Here is a 19,159-nt window from a genome sequence, read left to right as displayed (position 1 = left end):
CGGATCATAGCACCGGGGTCGCGCCTTAACCACGCAACAACTGTGTGGGATAGAGGTTCCAGAGCCTTTGGCAATTATTCATCCGGCGATGATCAACTGCGCGGCCACGGCGAACATCATCAATGCCACCACCAGATCGAGAATGCGCCAGGTGCTCGGGCGGGCCAGCCACGGTGCCAGCCACGCCGCGCCAAGGGCCAGGGTGAAAAACCACAGCAACGATGCACTGGCCGCGCCGACTACATAAGCGCCCGGCACCGATTGCTGCGCACCCAGCGAGCCGATCAGCAATACCGTATCGAGATAAACGTGAGGGTTGAGCAAGGTCACCGCCAGAGCGCTGAGCATCACTGCGCGCAGCGAACGCACGGTCTGGTTTTCGCCTTGCTCAAGGCTCTGTTTCGAGCAGGCCCGGCGCAGCGCCTGGCTGCCGTACCAGATCAGAAACGTCGCGCCGCCCCAACGGGCGATCGCCAGCAGGGTCGGGTTCTGCGCCAGGATCGTTGCCAGGCCGAACACCCCGGCCGCGACCAGAATTGCGTCACACACCACGCACAATGCCGCCACCGGCAAATGGTGTTCACGGCGCAGGCTTTGCGCCAAGACAAAAGCGTTCTGCGTGCCGATCGCCATGATCAGGCCGAACGCCACCAACAGGCCGTTTACGTAGCTTTGCCACATGGGAGAGATCCTTGAAAGAGAGTGCTTGCTGGCTATTCTCCGGTGTGACGCTGTATAAGAAAAACCAATAGTGCTGATCGCCCATTAGGAAAATTGATGTTCGACTATAAATTGCTTTCCGCGCTGGCCGCTGTGGTCGAGCAGGCCGGATTCGATCGCGCCGCCCAGGTGCTCGGCCTGTCGCAGTCGGCGATCTCCCAGCGCATCAAATTGCTTGAAGCGCGGGTCGGCCAGCCAGTGCTGGTGCGCGGAACGCCGCCATCGCCGACCGAAATTGGCCGGCGCTTGCTCAACCATGTGCAACAGGTGCGGTTGCTTGAGCGCGATTTGCAATCAGTTGTGCCGGCGCTGGACGAAGAAGGCCTGCCCGATCGCCTGCGCATCGCCCTCAACGCCGACAGCCTCGCCACATGGTGGGCCGCGGCCGTCGGCGATTTCTGCGCCGAGCAGCATTTGTTGCTCGACCTGATCGTCGAAGACCAGACCGTCGGCCTCAAGCGCATGCGTGCCGGTGAAGTGGCTGCGTGCCTGTGCGCCAGCGAGCGCCCGGTGGCCGGCGCACGCAGCGTATTGCTCGGCGCCATGCGTTATCGCGCCTTGGCCAGCCCGGCCTTCATCGCTCGGCATTTTCCCGAAGGCGTGCGCGCCGAACAATTGCCGCGCACCCCGGCGCTGGTGTTCGGTCCGGACGATTTCCTTCAGCATCGCTATCTGGCGCTGTTGGGCGTCGACGGCGCGTTTGAACATCACTTATGTCCGTCCTCCGAAGGCTTCATCCGCCTGACCGAGGCCGGTCTGGGTTGGGGCCTGGTACCGGAACTGCAGGTGCGCGAGCAATTGCAACGCGGGGTGCTGCGCGAATTGCTGCCAGATAAACCGATCGACGTGCCGCTGTACTGGCATCATTGGCGCAATGGCGGCCAGTTGCTCAATCTACTGACCGAACAACTGCTGCGCTCCTCAAAGCAATGGCTAGTGGCTTGAACGCAGCAACAAGCGTCAAGCTGCAAGCGGCAAGAACACGCACCGTTTCAACTTGCAGCTGAAAGCTCGAAGCTTGCAGCTGCTTCCCTGGAGTTTTTGATGAAGATTTTGGTTACCGGCGCCAGCGGCTTTATTGGCGGGCGCTTTGCGCGTTTCGCCCTGGAGCAGGGCCTTGAAGTGCGGGTCAACGGTCGCCGGGCCGAGAGCGTCGAGCATCTGGTGCGCCGCGGTGCCGAGTTCGTGCCGGGCGATCTGACCGACGCCGATCTGGTGCACGACCTGTGCAACGATGTCGAAGCCGTGGTGCATTGCGCCGGTGCTGTCGGCGTGTGGGGGCGTTATCAGGAGTTTCATCAGGGCAACGTCGAAGTCACCGAAAACGTCGTCGAAGCGTGCCTCAAGCAGCGGGTGCGGCGGCTGGTGCATCTGTCGTCGCCGTCGATCTATTTCGATGGCCGCGACCATCTCGGTCTGACCGAAGAGCAAGTGCCCAAACGCTTCAAGCATCCCTACGCCGCGACCAAATATCTGGCTGAGCAGAAGGTCTTCGGCGCGCAGGAATTCGGTCTGGAAACCATCGCCCTGCGCCCGCGTTTCGTCACCGGTGCCGGCGACATGAGCATCTTCCCGCGCCTGCTGAAGATGCAGCGCAAGGGTCGGCTGGCGATCATCGGCGACGGCTTGAACAAGGTCGATTTCACCAGCGTGCAAAATCTCAACGAAGCCATGCTCAGCAGCCTGTTGGCCCAAGGTTCGGCGCTGGGCAAGGCCTACAACATCAGCAACGGCACGCCGGTGCCGCTGTGGGACGTGGTCAATTACGTGATGCGGCGGATGGACGTCGATCAGGTGCGCAAATATCGCTCCTACGGTCTGGCCTACAGCGTCGCGGCGCTCAACGAAGGCGCGTGCATGCTCTGGCCGGGACGCCCTGAGCCGACCCTGTCGCGCCTGGGCATGCAGGTCATGAAAAAAAACTTCACACTCGACATCAGCCGCGCCCGGCATTATCTCGACTACGATCCGAAAGTCAGCCTGTGGGCGGCCCTCGATGAGTTCTGCGCATGGTGGAAAGCCCAGGACATCCGTTGAAACGATTCGGCCGGGCGGCAATGAACCGCCTTGCGGGTTGAGGGTCAATGCCTGCGGCTGCGGCGGTTATACTTCGCAGCATTTAGCCATCACCGCGTTTGCCAAAGGTTGCCTCAATGTCCATGCGAAACGATGCCCACGACGACGATTTCGACAACGTGCCAAGCCTGCGCGCCGACCCGTTCGATGACGATGACATCGCGCCCGGCCCCCGCACTTCCGTGCATTCGCGCAGCGCGCCAGTGGTCAAGGTCAAGGCCGCCAGCACCGGGCCGCTGTGGGCGCTGGTCGGCGCGTTGTTTTTTGCCTTCATCGGTCTGGCCTGGTGGAGCTTCCAGCAGATCTCGCTGATGGAGCAGCAACTGGTCGCCACCCAGGAAAGCTTCGCGCGGATCAGCGAAGAAGCGGCAGGGCGCCTGCAGGATATTTCCGGCAAGGTCGTCGCCAGCCAGAGCAACGTCAGCAGCGACAGCGAAGCGCTGAAGCTGCAAATCAAGCAACTCGAAGGCAAGCTGCTCGACCAGAGCAAGCAGCAGCAAGGCGTGGCCGGGCAGGCCAGCGAACTGGACAAGCGTCTGGCGCAGATGACCGCGCAGACCACCGAACAACAGAACGCCAATACGCAGTTGCAGGCTCAGGTCAAAGCCTTGAGTGCCGAGCTGGCGACCATCAAAAGCACCCCGGCCGATACCAGCAAGGTCGATGCGCAGTTGAAAGCTTTCGACGCCCAGTTCAAAAGCCTCGGCGCCGATATCGCCGCGCTGAAGAAACAGGGCAACCCGAGCGCGGCGATCGATCGTCTGGAGCAGGACATCGTGGTACTGAAAAGTCAGCAGGACAACCGCCCGGCAGCGCCACAGGGTGGCGGCAATACTGCCGAGTTCGATGCGTTCCGCGCGCAGATGACCCGCAACCTGAATACCTTGCAGGCGCAGATCCAGAATCTCCAGCAGCAGATCAATTCCCGCCCGTAGCGACTGATCTGTTGCCCGGGAGGCTTTGTCCCTTTACCACAGGGACCTGTAATCCCCTGCATCATTCTGAATACTCGTACATCAGCCCAAGCCGTCTACGCTCTTGAGACACCAAAAAGAACGAGGGATGCGCTATGGGGTTTTTGCATAAAGTGGTCTGGCTCGGCCTGATGCTGTTGGCCGGTTTCGGCCAGGCCAGCGCCGCCACCGCCGCCAAGGAGGACAGTCAGGCCGCTATCGCCCTGCTGGAAAAAGCCTTGGCCTACTACCACGACAATGGTGACAAGGCCTTCGCCGCCTTCAGCCGCCAGGGTGAGTTCGTCGACAAGGATCGCTACGTGTTCGTCCTCGACACCAAAGGCGTCATGCTTGCCAGTGGCGGGCCGTCATCGGCGCTGATCGGCCGTGATGTCAGCGAAGTGCTCGGGCCGGATCTGCAGAAGGCGTTCAAGGATGCGCTGAAAGTGCCGGAAGGCAATGGCATCCAGCAGGCCGAATACCGCTGGCAGAACTGGGCCGACGGTAAGGTCGAGCGCAAGCATGTGTTCTATCAGCGCGTCGGGCAGCGCATTCTCGCGGTGGGTTACTACCTGCCACGGGCTTCGGCTGAGCAGGCCAGGGCCTTGCTGGACAAAGCCGCGACAGATCTGAGCAAGGACGAGAAAGGCACGCTGACCGCGATCAACTCACTCAAGGGCGGTTACTTGCAGGATGACCTGTATGTCTTCGTGGTCGATCTGAACAACCAGCGTTATGTCGCCCACGGCACCAATCTGCGTTTGATCAACACTGATTTTGGCAAGGTCAAGGATCCGGAAGGCAAACCGGTGGGCGAGCCGATTCTGGCGCTGATCGGCAAGCAGGATGAAGGCGAATACGAATACCGCTGGAAAAATCCGGTAACCGGCAAGATCGAGGACAAGCATGCGTACCTGAAAAAGGTCGGGCATTTCCTCGTCGCGGTGGGCTACTACAGCCCTTGAGCGCGCGATGATCGTTCCCACGCTCCGCGTGGGAATGCAGCCCGGGACGCTCTGCGTCCCATCCAAGGCCGAACGCAGAGCGTCCGTTGAGGCATTCCCATGCAGAGCGTGGGAACGATCAGCGCAAAAGGCTCATTTCGCGCCGTGCTCCCGCCCGCGCAGCAGGTTGTTCGGCATGGCAATCGCCGCCGCCAGCCCGAGCAACGACACTGCCGTGCTGACCCAGAGCAAGTGGCGGAAGGTCACCAGCAGCTCCGCGCGCAAAGCGTTCTGCGCTTCGCCGGGTGCTGCGTTCAGGCCATCGAGCAGGACGTTGCCCGAATGCCCCTCGCTGATCAGCGAACTGTTCGCCAGATGGGCGAAGCTGGAGTCGTGCAGCAACGCCAGCAGCAGCGCCGACATCAACGCCACGCCCACCGCACCGCCCAGTGAGCGGAACAGATTGGTGGTGCTGGTGGCGACGCCGATGTCGCGTTGTTCCACCGAGTTTTGTGTGCCGACCAGCGAGGTCGGGAACTGCATGCCGCCAGCGATGCCGCTGAGCAACATGAACAAACCGCTGAGCAGCGTCGCTTGTGGCGGACTGAAGGCCATGCCGAGAATCGCGATCGGCATGAGGATCGCCCCAGTGAGAATCTGCGGTTTGTAGCGTCCGGTGATCGAGGTGCGGCGGCCGGCGAAATAGGCACCGATCGGCAAGCCCATCGCCAGAGGCAGCAAGTGCAACGCGGCGCTGTCGGCACCCGCGCCGGTGACGCTTTGGAAACGCAGCGGCATCAGCACGATCAGCGAGATGGCCTGGAAACTGGTGAAGAAAATCGTGCACCAGCACAGCAGGGCATTACGATTGGCGAACAGGTGCATCGGCAGCAACGGCTCCCGCGCCCGGCGTTCATGCCAGACGAACAGCGCCAATACCACCACGGCACAAGCGAACAGGCCGAGCACTTCGCTGCTGCGCCATGAATGACCCTGGCCGACTTCGGTGATGCCGAGCAACAACGCCGTGAGACCAATGATCATCAGCACCGTGCCGAGGTAATCGATCACCGGTTTACGCTGCGGAATCGGCAAGCCGCGCAGGTTGCGCCGTGCCACCCACCAGGCGCCAAGCCCCAGCGGCAGGTTGATCAGAAATACCCAGCGCCACGACAGGTATTCGGTCATGTAGCCGCCGAGCACCGGACCGGCGACGCTGGCCACGGCGTACATGCTGCTGAAGTAACCCTGATAGCGCCCGCGTTCACGCGGCGGGACGATGTCGCCGATGATCGCCTGACTCACCGAGATCATGCCGCCGGCGCCGATGCCCTGAAGGATCCGCGCCAGCACCAGTTGTTCCATGCTCTGCGCCATGCCGCAGAACAGCGAGGCGAGGGTGAACAGGCCCATACCGAACAGCATCAGTTTGCGCCGCCCGTACAGGTCGCCGAGCTTGCCGTAGATCGGCACCGCCACGGTCATCGCCACCATGTAGCCGGAAATCACCCAGGCCAGCAGGCTGACGTCCTTGAATTGCGCGGAGATCGCCGGCATCGACACGGCGACGATGGTCTGGTCCAGCGCACCGAGGAAGATCGCCATCATCAAGGCGACCAGCACGCTGCGAATGGCCGGTTTGGGCGTTTCAGGCTGATTGAGAGTGGTCACGGAAAACCTGCGGGCAGTGATTGACCCGCATGGACAAGGCGAGCGGGTAAGTGCTCGCCAGTGTAAGTCGATAGCAGGCTATTCGATAGCCTCGTACGGAAGCCCGACGTAATTTTCTGCAATGGTTTTTTGCCCGGCTTGCGAGCTGACAAAGTAGTCCAGTTCCGACGCGCTGATGCGCTGGCTAAACTCATCGTGATCGTCGAAGCGATGCAGCATCGACGTCATCCACCAGGAAAACCGTTCGGCTTTCCATACTCGGCGCAGGCAGATCTCCGAGTATTTTTCCAGCAAATCAGTGCGATTTTCGCGATACACCTTCAGCAGAATATTGAACAACGTGCTGACATCACTGGCGGCCAGGTTCAAGCCCTTGGCGCCAGTGGGCGGGACGATATGGGCAGCGTCGCCGACGAGAAACATGCGCCCGTACTGCATTGGCTCGACGACAAAACTGCGCAGCGGCGCGATGCTTTTTTCGATCGAAGGACCGGTCACCAGTTTTTCCGCGAGGGCATCCGGCAGGCGTTTTTTCAGCTCATCCCAGAAACGCTGATCGCTCCAGTCATCGACGTTTTCATCCGCCGGCACTTGCAGGTAATAGCGGGTACGCGTGGCCGAACGCATGCTGCACAAGGCGAAGCCGCGTTCGTGGCGGGCGTAGACCAATTCATCGTGGACCGGCGGTGTGTCGGCGAGAATGCCCAGCCAGCCGAACGGGTAGACCCGCTCGAAAATCTTCAGGCAATCGGCCGGAATCGACTGCCGCGCGACGCCATGGAAACCATCGCAACCGGCGATGTAATCGCAATCAACGCGCCAGCTTTCACCGTCCTTTTCGAAGGTGACAAAAGCTTCGTCGCTTTTCATGCCATGGGGAACGACATTGCTCGCTTGATAAATTGTTGGCGCGCCGGCCTCCCGACGAGCGGCCATCAGGTCGCGGGTGACCTCGGTCTGGCCGTAGACCATTACTGTTTTGCCGCCGGTCAGCGCGTGCAGGTCGATGTGCACCTGACGCCCGTCCAGCGCCAGACCAAAGCCGCCATGAACCAGACCTTCGGCATCCATTCGCTGACCGACCCCGGCCTCACGCAGCAGCTCTACCATGCCTTGTTCAAGCACACCGGCACGGATGCGCCCAAGAATGTAATCGGGCGTCTGGCGTTCGAGGATCAGGGTGTCGATGCCAGCGTTGTGCAGCAACTGGCCGAGGAGCAGTCCGGAAGGACCGGCGCCGATAATGGCGACTTGGGTTTTCAGGGTTTTCATTGTTTTTATGACTCGCAAGCTTCACGCAGCAACAGCCGGTGAATGATTTTATGGATCGAGTGCTTGCATTTTTCCCTTGCGGGTCTGTCAATTGAAGGTGAAAACTGAGCCGATACCTGTACATTCTGCCAATCGGTGCGATTATCGCCCAAAAACCAGAGGCCTGGATTGAAGTATGAACAAGCCTGCCCTGCCTTCTATTCCGGTGTTCAAGCTCTATGGTGAAAGCCTGGACTGGCCGACCCCGGACTTGCTGCACTGTGAAACCATTTCCTCGCGCAGTCGCGAACATCAATGGGAAATCAAACCTCACCGCCACGCGGATCTGTGCCAGCTGCTGTTCGTTTTCAAAGGTCAGGCAGAGCTCGAAATCGAAGGCCAGCGCACGCAACTCGAGACGCCGGCGATACAGGTGCTACCACCGTTGTCGGTGCACGGGTTTCGTTTTTCCGAGGATGTTGAAGGCTTCATCGTCACCTTGGCCACGCCGCTGATCAACCATTTGCAGGCGCAACTGGGCGATTCGGTACACGCGCTGGCCCGGGCGGAAAACTACCCGGCCGGCAAGGATGGCGATTATCTCAACAGCCTGTTTTCAGCGTTGCAGGCCGAGTACAACGGCCATCAACCGGCGCGGGAAATGCTCATGCATTCGCTGGTCAGTGTGATCATGGTCTGGGTCAGCCGCCAGGCGATCGTCCGGCACAAGGCCAGCCAGCGCCCGCAGCGCCAACGCGAATACCTCAACGGTTTCATTCAGTTGGTGGAAGAGACTTACCGCCAGCACGTCAAGGTCGAAGACCTCGCCCATCGCCTGGGCATCTCCGTGTCGCACCTCAACGGCACCTGCCGTGAACTGGCCGGGCAACCGGCGTTGCAGATCATGCACGAGCGTCAGTTGCTGGAAGCCAAGCGCCTGCTGACCTACACCAGCATGACGATTTACGAGATGTCGGAGTTGTTGGGTTTTTCCGATCCGACCAACTTCACGCGCCTGTTCCGTCGCCGGGTGGGGATTTCGCCAAAGGCATTCCGCGACCGCTTGAAGGCCGAGCAACAATCCTGAAAGCGCTGATGAGCCCTGTGGGAGCGAGCCTGCTCGCGAATACGGTCTTTCATCCAGCATCCTGGTTGACTGACACACCGCTTTCGCGAGCAGGCTCGCTCCCACAAGGGATGCATTCCAGGTCAGTCTTGTCAGCGCAATGCGTTCAGCGTGGCATTGTGCGGAATACACCGCTCATAGTTGCAGCTCGCATACTCGCGCGGCAACTGGCGCAACTGCTCGACCCGCCAGGCAGCGGTGCCGTACAGCGCCAGCGTGGCGGCGCAGGTGATGAAAATGGCGGCGTATCTTTTTGTTTTGATGTTCATGGTGTTCGACCTCTGAACGTCTACCTTGCGGTATTACTTTGAGCATAGGTCAGCGGCGCGCACTTGCCAGCGAGTGCGCTTGAGGATTTAGCCGGCCATTCAGCGAATTGATGCCCATGTGGGAGCGAGCCTGCTCGCGAAGGCGGTGGTGCAAGCGACATCAATGTTGAAAGTACTGGCCTCTTCGCGAGCAGGCTCGCTCCCACAAGGGATCGGGTTTACAGGTCGGCATCCCAGGCCGGGGCCTCGGGAAAGCGCTGCACGAGGAAGTCGAGCATGCTGCGCAGTGCCGCCGGCATGTGTTTGCGAGAGGCGTACACCGCGTAGATATTCATCTGGCGCGGTTCTGCGTGTGGCAGCAAACGCAGCAGCTCGCCGTTGTGAATATGCACGCCAGCCTGGTAGGTCGGCAGCATCGCCACGCCCGCGCCGGCCAGGGTTGCGCGCAGAAGGGTGCTGGCCTCGTTGGCGCTGATATTGCCCTGCACCGGTACCGAAACCGGTTCGCCATCCTCCTCGAAATGCCACAGGCTTTTGCCGAAATAGGAATGGGTCAGGCAGTTATGTCGGCTCAAATCCTCAACCGTGTGCGGCGCCGGATGCTCAAGCAGATAAGCCGGCGCTGCGCAGACCACCGAGCGGCACACGGTCAGGCGCCGGGCGATCAGATTCGGATCAAGATCATTGCTGGTGCGAATCGCCAGATCGATGCGTTCATCGACCAGATTCACCGTGCGGTCGAGCATTTGCAGATCGATACTCACGCCGGGGTAAAGCCTGACGTACGCCGCGACCGCATCGGCCAGTTGCGCCTGGCCAAACGAGGTGCTGACGCTGATCCGCAGCAGTCCGCGCGGCGCGTCATCGGGTTCGCTGACGGCGGCCTGCATGTCCTGCGACAAGTCGAGCATCTGCCGGCAGCGCGGGAGGATTTCACTGCCAGCGGCGGTCAGGCTCAATTTGCGCGTGGTGCGGTGCATCAGCCGCGCGCCGACCCAGTCTTCCAGCTCCGCCAGATAGCGCGACACTACTGGCCGCGACAGGTCGAGGTGGTCGGCCGCCGCCGACTGGCTGCCGAGGTCCACCACCGTGACGAATACCCGCATTGCTTGAAGCCGATCCATGATTTGCCCGCTTTCAGAAACAAACTATGTCCAAGCATCGCATTTTTTGTACTGAGTCTGGCAACTAAGCTCTGTTGCATCGCCAGACTGGCATTCGTAATCCGGAGCAACAAATGATCGGCTTCACCCCCTTCAAACGCGTTCTGCTCGCCGCAGCATTTTTCGGCTTTGCCGCCCAGGCATCCGCCGCCGAGCTGAGCCTCGATGTCTACAACCCGGGCACCGAGGCGATTTTCCCGGTCAGCTCGGTGCTGGTCAGCGGTGAGAAAGAAGCAATTCTGGTCGATGCGCAATTCGGCAAATCCCAGGCCGAACAGGTGGTGGAAAAGATCCGCGCCAGCGGCAAGCAATTGACCACCATCTACATCAGCCATGGCGACCCGGATTACTACTTCGGCCTCGACACACTGACCAAAGCATTCCCGCAAGCGAAAGTCCTGGCTTCGCAGCCGACCGTCGATCACATCAAGCACACCGTCGACGGCAAACTGGCCTACTGGGGACCGAAAATGGGCGCCGACGTGCCGGCGAAAACCATCGTCCCGGACGTGCTCAAGGGCGACAGCCTGACCCTCGAAGGCAAGCAATTGCAGGTGATCGGCCTCGACGGCAAGCAACCGGATCGCAGCTTCGTATGGATCCCGTCGCTCAAAGCAGTGGTCGGTGGCGTAGTGGTCGCCGAGAACATTCATGTGTGGATGGCCGACACCCAGACCGCGCAATCCCACGCCGACTGGCTGCACACCCTGCACGCCATCGAAAGCCTGAAACCGCAAACCGTAGTACCCGGCCATTTTCTGGGCGACAGCAGCCGCTCGCTGGCCAGCGTGAAATTCACCGCCGATTACATCAAGGCCTTCGATGCCGAAACCGCCAAGGCCAAAGACTCTGCTGCACTGATCGCAGCGATGAAAAAACGCTACCCGCAACTCGGCGAGGAAAGCTCGCTGGAGCTCAGCGCGAAAGTCGCCAAGGGCGAGATGCAGTGGTAAGCCGAACCTGAACACGCAGCATTTTCAAGCCAACTGGAGAATGTCATGAGCAAGATTGCAATCATTGGTGCCACCGGCCGTGCCGGTAGCCAACTGCTGGAAGAAGCCCTGCGTCGCGGCCACAGCGTCACCGCCATTGCCCGCGATACCTCAAAGGTCGGTGATCGCGCCGGTGTCGTCAGCAAGAGCCTCGACGTGCTGGATTCGGCGGCGCTGCAAGCGGCGGTGGCCGGTCACGACGCAGTGATCAGCGCAGCGCATTTCGCCACCGTCCCGGCCTCGGCGATTGTCGGACCGGTAAAACAGGCGGGCGTGAAGCGCTTGCTGGTAGTCGGCGGCGCCGGCTCGCTGTTGCTGCCGGATGACACGCGGGTGATCGACAGTGCCGGTTTCCCGGCCGAATACAAAGCCGAGGCGAGCGCGGGGGCGGCGTTTCTTGATGCGTTGCGTCAGGAGCAGGAACTGGACTGGACTTTCCTGTCGCCGTCGGCGGAGTTTGTCGAGGGTGAACGCAGCGGCCAGTATCGCGTCGGCAAGAATCACCTGTTGGTCAGTGCCGAAGGGCGTAGCTGGATCACCTTTGCCGATTACGCGATTGCGCTGATTGACGAAGTGGAAACGCCGAAGCATTTGCGGCAGCGCTATACGGTCGGGTATTGAGTCAAGCCTTTTCCCCTCACCCCAGCCCTCTCCCGGGGGAGAGGGAGCCGACCGAGTTGTCTTGGGTCACGCATTGACCTGAACGACCGTGTCGATTGTGGATTCGGCGTGGCTGTGTCAGGTCGATGAGTTTCTTGAGTATCCCCAATCAGTTCCCTCTCCCGGGGGAGAGGGAGCCGACCGAGTTGTCTTGGGTCACGCATTGACCTGAACGACCGTGTCGATTGTGGATTCGGCGTGGCTGTGTCAGGTCGATGAATTTCTTGAGTATCCCCAATCAGTTCCCTCTCCCTGGGGAGAGGGCTAGGGTGAGGGGAGAGGCTTCAGCGCAAATGAGCCTGCTCAACCAGCCAGAGCATCAGCTCCTCAAGTTGCGGCGAGGGTTCGGCTGCGGCAGGCACCACCACGTAATACGCCAACCCCGTCTTCACCTTCAACGCAAACGGCATCACCAGCCGTCCGGCGTTCAGATCATCGCCAATCAGCGACCAGTCCCCGATCGCCACACCCGTGCCATGGGAGGCCATCGACATCGCCTGATCCAGCGTTTCGAAATGCTGCCCGCTGCCAAGGTTGCTCAGGCGCAATCCCGCTGCATCGAGCCATACCGACCAGTCCTGAATGTCGTGGGTCGGGTGCAATAACAGATGCTCTTGCAAATCCTGCGGTGAATTCAGCGCCGGCGAGCCTTTGAGCAATTGCGGCGAGCAGACCGGTGTCAGTTGCTCGTCGAACAGATGCAGCGCGCCTGGCGAATGGTCCGGCGGCGGGCCGTAGATCACCGCGGCGTCGAATTGCTCGCGCTGAAAATCCACGCCGTGTTGCAGCGACGCCGTCAATTTGACCGGCACGTCCGGGCGTTCCTTCTGCCATTGCAGCAGACGCGGCAGCAGCCAGCGCATCACGCAGCTCGGTGCCTTGAGTTGCAAGGTTTGCCGCGTCTGACCGATCTGCTCGGTCGCTTCACTGATCAGCCCGAAGACCTTTTCCACTTGCGGCAGCCATTCGCGGCCTTCGGCCGTCAGCGCCAGACCTCGGGCCAGACGGATGAACAGCGGATAACCGAGCTGTTCTTCCAGCCCCGCGATCTGCCGACTCACCGCGCCCTGAGTGATGTGCAACTGCTCGGCGGCGCGAGTGAAGTTGCAGCATTGCGCGGTGATCCAGAACGTATGCAGAGCGGGCAGGGGTGGCAGGCGTTTCATGGCGATCCGAGGTATGACGTGGCGACATGGCTAGTATGACTTTTAATCGATTGTTGCTGCCAGTTGCGCACCGTTCCAATGGGCACTCCACGGACCCTGTGGGAGCGAGCCTGCTCGCGAAGACGGTTCAAGGTTCGACACGGATGTTGGCTGGACCGCTTATTCGCGAGCAGGCTCGCTCCCACAGGGAGTGTTCAGTGAATGAAAGGGCAATCAACATGGCAACGTGCGGCGAAGTACTGGTCAAGCTGTTGGAGAATTACGCGGTCGAGCAGGTGTTCGGCATTCCCGGTGTGCACACCGTTGAGCTGTACCGAGGCCTCGCGCGTTCAAGCATCAACCACGTCACGCCTCGTCACGAACAGGGCGCCGGGTTCATGGCTGACGGCTACGCGCGTACCAGCGGCAAACCCGGTGTGTGTTTCATCATCACCGGCCCGGGCATGACCAATATCACCACGGCCATGGGCCAGGCTTACGCCGATTCGATTCCGATGCTGGTGATTTCCAGCGTGCAGTCGCGCAGTCAGTTGGGCGGTGGGCGCGGCAAGTTGCATGAGCTGCCGAACCAGAGCGCACTGGTCGGCGGCGTCGCAGCGTTCTCGCACACGCTGATGTCCGCTGCCGAACTGCCGGTGGTGCTTGCTCGCGCTTTCGCGCTGTTCCAGGCCGGGCGACCGCGTCCGGTGCACATCGAAATTCCGTTGGACGTGCTGGTGGAAGAGGCCGATGAGTTGCTCGCCAGCCTGCCGGTGAATATCGATCGCGCCGGCGCCGCACCGGCTGCCGTGGCCCGCATGAGCGAACTGCTCGCCACGGCGCAACGTCCACTGATTCTCGCCGGCGGCGGTGCTATCGACGCAGCGCCCCAGCTGACCCCACTCGCCGAACTGCTCGACGCTCCAGTGGCGCTGACCATCAACGCCAAAGGCATGCTGCCGACCAGTCATCCGTTGTTGATCGGTTCGACGCAGAGCCTGGTCGCCACCCGCGCACTGGTCGCTGAAGCCGACGTGGTGCTGGCGATCGGCACCGAGCTGGCCGAGACCGATTACGACGTGACCTTCGCCGGCGGCTTCGAGATTCCCGGCAAGCTGCTGCGCATCGACATCGATGCCGATCAGACCGTGCGCAACTACCCGCCGCACATCGCACTGGTCGCTGATTCGCGCAACGCCGCGCAAGCATTGCTCAGCGCCTTGTCGCACCAACCGCTGGCCGAGCGCCGCAATGATTGGGGCCAGGTCCGCGCCGCGCGTCTGCGTAATGAATTGGCGGCGAGCTGGGATGCACCAACGCTGGCGCAGACGCGTTTGCTCGAAACCGTGCTGCACGAATTGCCCGAAGCGGTGTTCGTCGGCGATTCCACGCAACCGGTGTACACCGGCAACCTCACGTTCAACCCCGAGCGTCCGCGTCGCTGGTTCAACGCATCCACCGGTTACGGCACCCTCGGCTATGCGTTGCCGGCGGCGATTGGTGCGTGGCTCGGCGGCCAACTCGATAACGGCGCGCGCCCGCCAGTGGTGTGCCTGATCGGCGACGGCGGCTTGCAGTTCACCCTGCCGGAACTGGCCAGCGCCGTTGAAGCACGGGTGCCGGTGATCGTGCTGCTGTGGAATAACCAGGGGTACGAGGAGATCAAAAAGTACATGGTCAACCGCGCCATCGAACCGGTCGGCGTGGACATCTACACCCCGGATTTCGTCGCCGTGGCCAAGGGCCTCGGTTGCGCCGCGCAAGCCATCAGCAGCATCGACGAATTGCGCGCAGCGCTGCGTAAAGCGACGGACCGGCAAGGCCCGACGCTGATTGAAATCGACCAGAACCAGTGGATGCAGGCGGTGGCCCAATGATCAGTTTTCCAACCACACTCGACGGGCTCTACGTCAACGGTCAATGGTCGTCGGGCCGCGAACATCTACGGGTGATCAACCCCGCTACCGAAGCGCTGCTGACCACCGTCAATGGCGGTGACGAACACGCCGTCGACCAGGCGATCAGCGCGGCGACCGAGGCGTTCGAACACTGGTCGAAAACCACCGGCGCCGAACGCGCTGCGATCCTGCGCAACATTGCCAACGGCGTGCGCAACGGTCGCGATCACTTGATGAACCTGCAGTCGAGCAACAACGGTAAACCGCAGTTCGAAGCGGCCATCGATGTCGATGACGTGATCGCCACGTTCGACTATTACGCCGGACTCGCCGAAGGCTTCGACGCCGGGCAGGACAGCAACGTGCCGCTGCCCAGCGATGACTTCAGCGCACGCCTGCGTCGTGAGCCATGCGGTGTGGTCGGGCTGATCGTGCCGTGGAATTTCCCCATGGTCACCACCGCATGGAAACTGGCGCCAGCGCTCGCCGCCGGTTGCTGCGTGGTGCTGAAACCTTCTGAAGTGACGCCGCTGCCGGAGCTGGAACTGGCCGCGATCATCGCTGAATCCGGTTTGCCCGACGGCGTGTTCAATCTGGTCTGCGGCACTGGTCTGGCGGTGGGCGCGCCGTTGTCGGCCGATTCACGCATTGCCAAGATCTCCTTTACCGGCAGCAACGCTGTTGGTGTGCAGGTGATGCAACGCGCTGCTGAAACCGTGAAGGGTGTCAGCCTGGAGCTGGGTGGCAAATCTTCCTTGCTGGTGCTGGCGGATGCCGATTTGGATCTGGCGGTGGAACTGGCGTGTGGTGGGGCGTTTTTCAATGCCGGGCAGATGTGCTCGGCCACCAGTCGGGTGCTGGTTGCCGAGGCATTGATGGATGAATTTCTTCAGCGCCTGCAAAAACGTGCGGAGGCGATCCGAGTCGCTGATCCGTTTGATGCGGATGTGGAGATGGGCGCGCTGGTCAATCAGGCGCAGTACCAGCGGGTGCTTGGGCATATTGATCGCGGTTTGAGCGCCGGGGCGAGGTTGGTGTGCGGCGGCAATCGTCCGGCGCATTTGCCGCGCGGTTATTTTCTGCAACCGACGGTGTTCACCGACGTGCCGCTGGACAGCGCGTTATGGCGTGAAGAGATTTTCGGGCCGGTGGTGTGTGTGCGCGGTTTCGCCAGTGAGAGCGAGGCGATTGCGTTGGCCAACGACACGCAGTTCGGCCTGGTCGCGAGTGTGGTGACGCGCGATGCTGCAACGGCGGATCGCGTGGCCAATGCCTTGCAGGCAGGGCTGGTGTGGATCAATGCTCCGCAGGTGATCTTCCCGCAGACGGCATGGGGTGGGTACAAGCAGAGCAGTGTCGGCCGCGAACTGGGGCCTTGGGGGTTGGCGGCGTTTTTGGAGATCAAGCACGTCGTGCGAGCGGTGTAGAAGCCTGCCCTCACCCCAGCCCTCTCCCAGGGGGAGAGGGAGCTGACCGAGGTGTCTTGCGTTCTCCGTCGACCTGAAAAACCGAGTCGATTATGGATTTGAAGGTCATCAATCCAACGGCGGGTTGGCCTGGCTTGGCTGATTCCGGATTCAGCACCGATATCGCAAGTCGATGAACCTCTCCAATATCCCACAATCGGTTCCCTCTCCCTCTGGGAGAGGGCTAGGGTGAGGGGCTTCTATGGAGTCACACCGAAAGCCGCAACCGCGCCAGATCCCGCAACGGCGGCGCGCCAAACAGGCGGCTGTATTCGCGGCTGAACTGCGACGGACTTTCATAGCCCACCCGATACCCCGCCGCCGAGGCTTCCAGGCCTTCGGTCAACATCAGCCGCCGCGCCTCTTGCAGGCGCAATTGCTTCTGGTACTGCAACGGACTCATCGCGGTCATCGCCTTGAAACGGTGATGCAACGTCGACACGCTGAGGTTCACTTCCCGCGCCAGATCATCGATGCGCAGCGGCTGCTCGAAGTTGCCGTTGAGCCATTTGATGGCCTGGCTGATGCGATGGCTCTGACTGTTGGCAATCGCAATCTCATACAAACGATGACCCTGCGGACTACGCAGCAGGCGATAGAGAATCTCCCGGCGAATCAGCGGCGCGAGCATGGCGATGTCTTTCGGCGCGTCGAGCAGCCGGGCCAGACGCAGCACCGCATCGAGCATGGCGCTGTCGATTTTTTCCACGTACAGACCACGTCCGGTCGGCCGGGTCGGCACGCCCATCGGGCCGGCGTCGGCGATCAGCGCGGTGATTTCGGTCGGGTCAATGTCGAGGCGCACGGCGAGGATCGGTTCTTCCGGCGAGACATTGACCACCCGGCCGCTGAGCGGCATCGAAACCGACACCACCAGATAATTCAGCGGGTCGTAGTTGAAGAACTCATCGGCCAGGCGGACCTCTTTGCGCCCCTGCGCCATGATGCACAGCGCCGGCTGCGCGAGTACCGGGGCAAAGTCATGGGACTGGGTGTGGCGCGACATCACCAGCGAACCGATCGCGGTCTGGTAGCTGCCATCGTCGCTGGTGTTGCGGCGGATGATCGCCGCCAGCTCCGCGCGCTGCTTTTCCATGTCGGCGCTGGGTTCGGCTTGAAAACGATCGAATGACGTCATGCACGGCATCCTCGGCAAGTGAGGGGGGAATGCAGCAGAGCATATGTTTGTGCAAGCAGCAGCGGTAGACACATTCTGCCAAATGCTTGCCTGATTCTGCCCGCAGGTGCACGCAGGTCTCCCGCCAGACGATTCCGTAGGAGCTGCCGAAGGCTGCGATCCGTTGATCTTCAAGGCAAAAGCAAAAGATCGCAGCCTTCGGCAGCGCCTACACAAAACCCGTATGACAGACGTGTTGCGCGGGTTTACAGGTTGTTACAGGTCGTCTGCGCAGTCTCGCAGGATTGTGCAACGCGAAGGCAGGAATCGACTAACGGCGCGGCGGCCCCGGCCCTTAATCTTTGCTTCAGTCGCAGCCCGTCCCCCGGCTGCCACGCGATTTCATGGAGGGTTGATCATGTCCAAGCAAATGCCTGTCAGTCATATGGCCTTCGTTCGTGCCCAGGCCGGGCGTTCGGCGGAACTCGGCGTGCGCCTGAGCGCGTTGATCGAGGTCTCGCGCGCGGCGCCCGGCTGCCTGAGTTTTTCCCTGCAACAATCGCAGTGCGACGCCGACCTGTGGCTGGTCAGCGGCTACTGGAGCAGTCAGCAAATGATGACGACTTATTTCAACAGTCCGTCGATGGAAGTCTTCGCCGAGCTGGTCCAGGACCTGGTGGTCAACAGCCTCGACTTCCACACCTTCAGGGACGTTTCCGCCGCGCAGGCCCTCGGTCAATGCGTCGCGCCGATACACAAACTCGCCGGTTGAGGGTTTAATGTCCGGCTTATTTGATTGAGCCAGGATCCGCGACATGGCACGTAAAGAGTTTGAACGCTTCGAAGCAGTCTCCGCAGTCGTCCCCGTCGAGCTGGGCGGCAACAAGGGTTATTACGCGGCGATCGCGGTCAAGGCCCTGGTCGATGGCGGCGCCCCACGCTTTCACAAGTTGCTCGATGAGCAGGTGTTCCCCGGCGCCATTGCTGCCGATGACGCAGCCATCAACGAGCTGGACAAGCTCAAGGGCGTCACCGATGACGCCGAGCTGATCTGGTAATTACTTCTGTGCGCCCGGGCGCCACATCTTGAACAGAGCCTCAGGCCCCAGCTGGAAATAATCCGCCGGCCCGCCGCCGCGCAAAATCGGTTGTGCGGCGGCGGTGTCGTAGATGCCGTCCTTCAGCAGCCATTTGGCGATGTGCACTGCAACCACCTCACCGAGGATCAGCCAGCTCGGTACGGTTTCGCCATCGGCGCGTTGCAGCTGGATGATCTGCGTGACCTTGCACTCGAAGGACACCGGGCTTTCGGCGACCCGAGGCACCGAAATCAGCTTTGACGCCACGGTCGTCAGCCCTGCCAGTTCAAACTCGTTGACCTCAGGCGCGACCATCGCGCAGCTCTGGTTCATCTGCTCGGCCAACGGGCGCGTGGCGAGGTTCCAGACGAACTCCCCGGTCTGCTCGATGTTGTTCAGACTGTCTTTGCGCCCGACACTGGAAAAACCAATGATCGGCGGCACGTAGTTGAACGCGTTGAAGAAACTGTACGGCGCGAGATTGAGCCGGCCTTCGGCATCCTGCGAGGAAATCCAGCCGATGGGCCGCGGGCCGACGATGGCGTTGAACGGATCGTGAGGCAGGCCGTGGCCGTTGGCGGGTTCGTAGAAGTGGATGTCATCGGGCATGGGGAGCGGATTCCTGAGCT

General features: G+C 61.3%; 19 protein-coding genes. 11 read left to right on the top strand and 8 right to left on the bottom strand.

Annotation, left to right across the window (positions count from 1 at the left end; genetic code table 11):
- Positions 1–78: 78 nt before the first annotated feature.
- The gene (locus tag D8U82_RS13520; protein WP_016773432.1) at positions 79–681 is read right to left on the bottom strand and encodes a LysE/ArgO family amino acid transporter; all 603 of its coding nucleotides are present in this window, start codon (positions 679–681) and stop codon (positions 79–81) included.
- 96 nt (positions 682–777) lie between these two features.
- On the opposite strand from D8U82_RS13520, the gene D8U82_RS13515 reads away from it, so the two are divergent.
- From D8U82_RS13515 to D8U82_RS13500, 4 genes are all read left to right on the top strand, one after another.
- A complete protein-coding gene (locus tag D8U82_RS13515) occupies positions 778–1,665 on the top strand; it encodes a LysR family transcriptional regulator ArgP (RefSeq protein WP_130902339.1) in 888 nt (295 codons plus the stop codon).
- A gap of 99 nt (positions 1,666–1,764) precedes the next feature.
- Positions 1,765–2,757, top strand: coding sequence for an NAD-dependent epimerase/dehydratase family protein (locus D8U82_RS13510; RefSeq protein ID WP_130902338.1), 993 nt, complete (start codon positions 1,765–1,767; stop codon positions 2,755–2,757).
- Positions 2,758–2,873: 116 nt separating this feature from the next.
- Positions 2,874–3,731 carry an ATPase gene (locus D8U82_RS13505; RefSeq protein ID WP_076563987.1) on the top strand — a complete coding sequence of 286 codons (858 nt, stop codon included), beginning with the start codon at positions 2,874–2,876 and terminating at the stop codon, positions 3,729–3,731.
- A 134-nt stretch (positions 3,732–3,865) separates the two neighbouring features.
- A complete protein-coding gene (locus D8U82_RS13500; RefSeq protein WP_125925630.1) occupies positions 3,866–4,714 on the top strand; it encodes a cache domain-containing protein in 849 nt (282 codons plus the stop codon).
- A 132-nt stretch (positions 4,715–4,846) separates the two neighbouring features.
- On the opposite strand, the gene D8U82_RS13495 is transcribed toward D8U82_RS13500, so the two are convergent.
- On the bottom strand, positions 4,847–6,364 hold the full coding sequence (locus D8U82_RS13495; RefSeq protein WP_130888880.1) for an MDR family MFS transporter: 1,518 nt from the start codon (positions 6,362–6,364) through the stop codon (positions 4,847–4,849).
- A gap of 78 nt (positions 6,365–6,442) precedes the next feature.
- Positions 6,443–7,636: a 4-hydroxybenzoate 3-monooxygenase gene (pobA, locus tag D8U82_RS13490; protein WP_130902337.1), complete on the bottom strand. Its 1,194-nt coding sequence runs from the start codon at positions 7,634–7,636 to the stop codon at positions 6,443–6,445.
- Positions 7,637–7,811: 175 nt separating this feature from the next.
- On the opposite strand from pobA, the gene D8U82_RS13485 reads away from it, so the two are divergent.
- A complete protein-coding gene (locus D8U82_RS13485) occupies positions 7,812–8,702 on the top strand; it encodes a helix-turn-helix domain-containing protein (protein WP_024014136.1) in 891 nt (296 codons plus the stop codon).
- Positions 8,703–8,833: 131 nt separating this feature from the next.
- Here D8U82_RS13485 and D8U82_RS28115 read toward each other — a convergent pair whose 3' ends face one another.
- Both D8U82_RS28115 and D8U82_RS13480 read right to left on the bottom strand, forming a co-directional pair.
- Positions 8,834–9,010: a hypothetical protein gene (locus tag D8U82_RS28115; protein WP_016773438.1), complete on the bottom strand. Its 177-nt coding sequence runs from the start codon at positions 9,008–9,010 to the stop codon at positions 8,834–8,836.
- Between the two features lie 218 nt (positions 9,011–9,228).
- Positions 9,229–10,134 (bottom strand): LysR family transcriptional regulator, encoded by a 906-nt coding sequence (locus tag D8U82_RS13480; RefSeq protein ID WP_206663330.1) that lies wholly within the window; start codon positions 10,132–10,134, stop codon positions 9,229–9,231.
- Between the two features lie 113 nt (positions 10,135–10,247).
- Here D8U82_RS13480 and D8U82_RS13475 point away from each other — a divergent pair, with 113 nt between their 5' ends.
- Together D8U82_RS13475 and D8U82_RS13470 are read left to right on the top strand one after the other, a co-directional pair.
- Positions 10,248–11,126: an MBL fold metallo-hydrolase gene (locus D8U82_RS13475; RefSeq protein ID WP_130902336.1), complete on the top strand. Its 879-nt coding sequence runs from the start codon at positions 10,248–10,250 to the stop codon at positions 11,124–11,126.
- A 45-nt stretch (positions 11,127–11,171) separates the two neighbouring features.
- Positions 11,172–11,786: an NAD(P)-dependent oxidoreductase gene (locus tag D8U82_RS13470; RefSeq protein ID WP_130902335.1), complete on the top strand. Its 615-nt coding sequence runs from the start codon at positions 11,172–11,174 to the stop codon at positions 11,784–11,786.
- A gap of 323 nt (positions 11,787–12,109) precedes the next feature.
- Here D8U82_RS13470 and D8U82_RS13465 read toward each other — a convergent pair whose 3' ends face one another.
- Entirely contained in the window at positions 12,110–12,991 is an 882-nt protein-coding gene (locus tag D8U82_RS13465) for a LysR substrate-binding domain-containing protein (RefSeq protein WP_130902334.1), read from the bottom strand.
- 218 nt (positions 12,992–13,209) lie between these two features.
- On the opposite strand from D8U82_RS13465, the gene D8U82_RS13460 reads away from it, so the two are divergent.
- Both D8U82_RS13460 and D8U82_RS13455 read left to right on the top strand, forming a co-directional pair.
- Positions 13,210–14,847: a 5-guanidino-2-oxopentanoate decarboxylase gene (locus tag D8U82_RS13460; protein ID WP_130902369.1), complete on the top strand. Its 1,638-nt coding sequence runs from the start codon at positions 13,210–13,212 to the stop codon at positions 14,845–14,847.
- On the top strand, positions 14,844–16,295 hold the full coding sequence (locus D8U82_RS13455; protein ID WP_130902333.1) for an aldehyde dehydrogenase family protein: 1,452 nt from the start codon (positions 14,844–14,846) through the stop codon (positions 16,293–16,295). The genes D8U82_RS13460 and D8U82_RS13455 overlap by 4 nt, the downstream gene beginning before the upstream one ends.
- A gap of 247 nt (positions 16,296–16,542) precedes the next feature.
- On the opposite strand, the gene D8U82_RS13450 is transcribed toward D8U82_RS13455, so the two are convergent.
- A complete protein-coding gene (locus D8U82_RS13450; RefSeq protein WP_016773445.1) occupies positions 16,543–17,472 on the bottom strand; it encodes an AraC family transcriptional regulator in 930 nt (309 codons plus the stop codon).
- Positions 17,473–17,869: 397 nt separating this feature from the next.
- Here D8U82_RS13450 and D8U82_RS13445 point away from each other — a divergent pair, with 397 nt between their 5' ends.
- Together D8U82_RS13445 and D8U82_RS13440 are read left to right on the top strand one after the other, a co-directional pair.
- Positions 17,870–18,223 (top strand): antibiotic biosynthesis monooxygenase family protein, encoded by a 354-nt coding sequence (locus D8U82_RS13445; protein WP_130888874.1) that lies wholly within the window; start codon positions 17,870–17,872, stop codon positions 18,221–18,223.
- A 43-nt stretch (positions 18,224–18,266) separates the two neighbouring features.
- Positions 18,267–18,509, top strand: coding sequence for a hypothetical protein (locus tag D8U82_RS13440; protein WP_016773447.1), 243 nt, complete (start codon positions 18,267–18,269; stop codon positions 18,507–18,509).
- On the opposite strand, the gene D8U82_RS13435 is transcribed toward D8U82_RS13440, so the two are convergent.
- Positions 18,510–19,139 carry a flavin reductase family protein gene (locus tag D8U82_RS13435; RefSeq protein ID WP_016773448.1) on the bottom strand — a complete coding sequence of 210 codons (630 nt, stop codon included), beginning with the start codon at positions 19,137–19,139 and terminating at the stop codon, positions 18,510–18,512.
- Between the last annotated feature and the right edge of the window lie 20 nt (positions 19,140–19,159).

This window comes from Pseudomonas sp. Sample_23 (assembly GCF_004307595.1).
Taxonomy (GTDB): Bacteria; Pseudomonadota; Gammaproteobacteria; order Pseudomonadales; family Pseudomonadaceae; genus Aquipseudomonas; species Aquipseudomonas atacamensis.
Note: the sequence above shows the minus strand (reverse complement) of the source record. Positions and strands in the feature narration are given on the sequence as shown.

Bases quoted from the DNA above. Each gene is read 5' to 3' on its own strand.
- D8U82_RS13520 (WP_016773432.1), bottom strand. From the start codon at position 681: ATGTGGCAAAGCTACGTAAACGGCCTGTTGGTGGCGTTCGGCCTGATC.
- D8U82_RS13515 (WP_130902339.1), top strand. From the start codon at position 778: ATGTTCGACTATAAATTGCTTTCCGCGCTGGCCGCTGTGGTCGAGCAG.
- D8U82_RS13510 (WP_130902338.1), top strand. From the start codon at position 1,765: ATGAAGATTTTGGTTACCGGCGCCAGCGGCTTTATTGGCGGGCGCTTT.
- D8U82_RS13505 (WP_076563987.1), top strand. From the start codon at position 2,874: ATGTCCATGCGAAACGATGCCCACGACGACGATTTCGACAACGTGCCA.
- D8U82_RS13500 (WP_125925630.1), top strand. From the start codon at position 3,866: ATGGGGTTTTTGCATAAAGTGGTCTGGCTCGGCCTGATGCTGTTGGCC.
- pobA (WP_130902337.1), bottom strand. From the start codon at position 7,636: ATGAAAACCCTGAAAACCCAAGTCGCCATTATCGGCGCCGGTCCTTCC.
- D8U82_RS13485 (WP_024014136.1), top strand. From the start codon at position 7,812: ATGAACAAGCCTGCCCTGCCTTCTATTCCGGTGTTCAAGCTCTATGGT.
- D8U82_RS28115 (WP_016773438.1), bottom strand. From the start codon at position 9,010: ATGAACATCAAAACAAAAAGATACGCCGCCATTTTCATCACCTGCGCC.
- D8U82_RS13480 (WP_206663330.1), bottom strand. From the start codon at position 10,134: ATGGATCGGCTTCAAGCAATGCGGGTATTCGTCACGGTGGTGGACCTC.
- D8U82_RS13475 (WP_130902336.1), top strand. From the start codon at position 10,248: ATGATCGGCTTCACCCCCTTCAAACGCGTTCTGCTCGCCGCAGCATTT.
- D8U82_RS13470 (WP_130902335.1), top strand. From the start codon at position 11,172: ATGAGCAAGATTGCAATCATTGGTGCCACCGGCCGTGCCGGTAGCCAA.
- D8U82_RS13465 (WP_130902334.1), bottom strand. From the start codon at position 12,991: ATGAAACGCCTGCCACCCCTGCCCGCTCTGCATACGTTCTGGATCACC.
- D8U82_RS13460 (WP_130902369.1), top strand. From the start codon at position 13,210: ATGGCAACGTGCGGCGAAGTACTGGTCAAGCTGTTGGAGAATTACGCG.
- D8U82_RS13455 (WP_130902333.1), top strand. From the start codon at position 14,844: ATGATCAGTTTTCCAACCACACTCGACGGGCTCTACGTCAACGGTCAA.
- D8U82_RS13450 (WP_016773445.1), bottom strand. From the start codon at position 17,472: ATGACGTCATTCGATCGTTTTCAAGCCGAACCCAGCGCCGACATGGAA.
- D8U82_RS13445 (WP_130888874.1), top strand. From the start codon at position 17,870: ATGTCCAAGCAAATGCCTGTCAGTCATATGGCCTTCGTTCGTGCCCAG.
- D8U82_RS13440 (WP_016773447.1), top strand. From the start codon at position 18,267: ATGGCACGTAAAGAGTTTGAACGCTTCGAAGCAGTCTCCGCAGTCGTC.
- D8U82_RS13435 (WP_016773448.1), bottom strand. From the start codon at position 19,139: ATGCCCGATGACATCCACTTCTACGAACCCGCCAACGGCCACGGCCTG.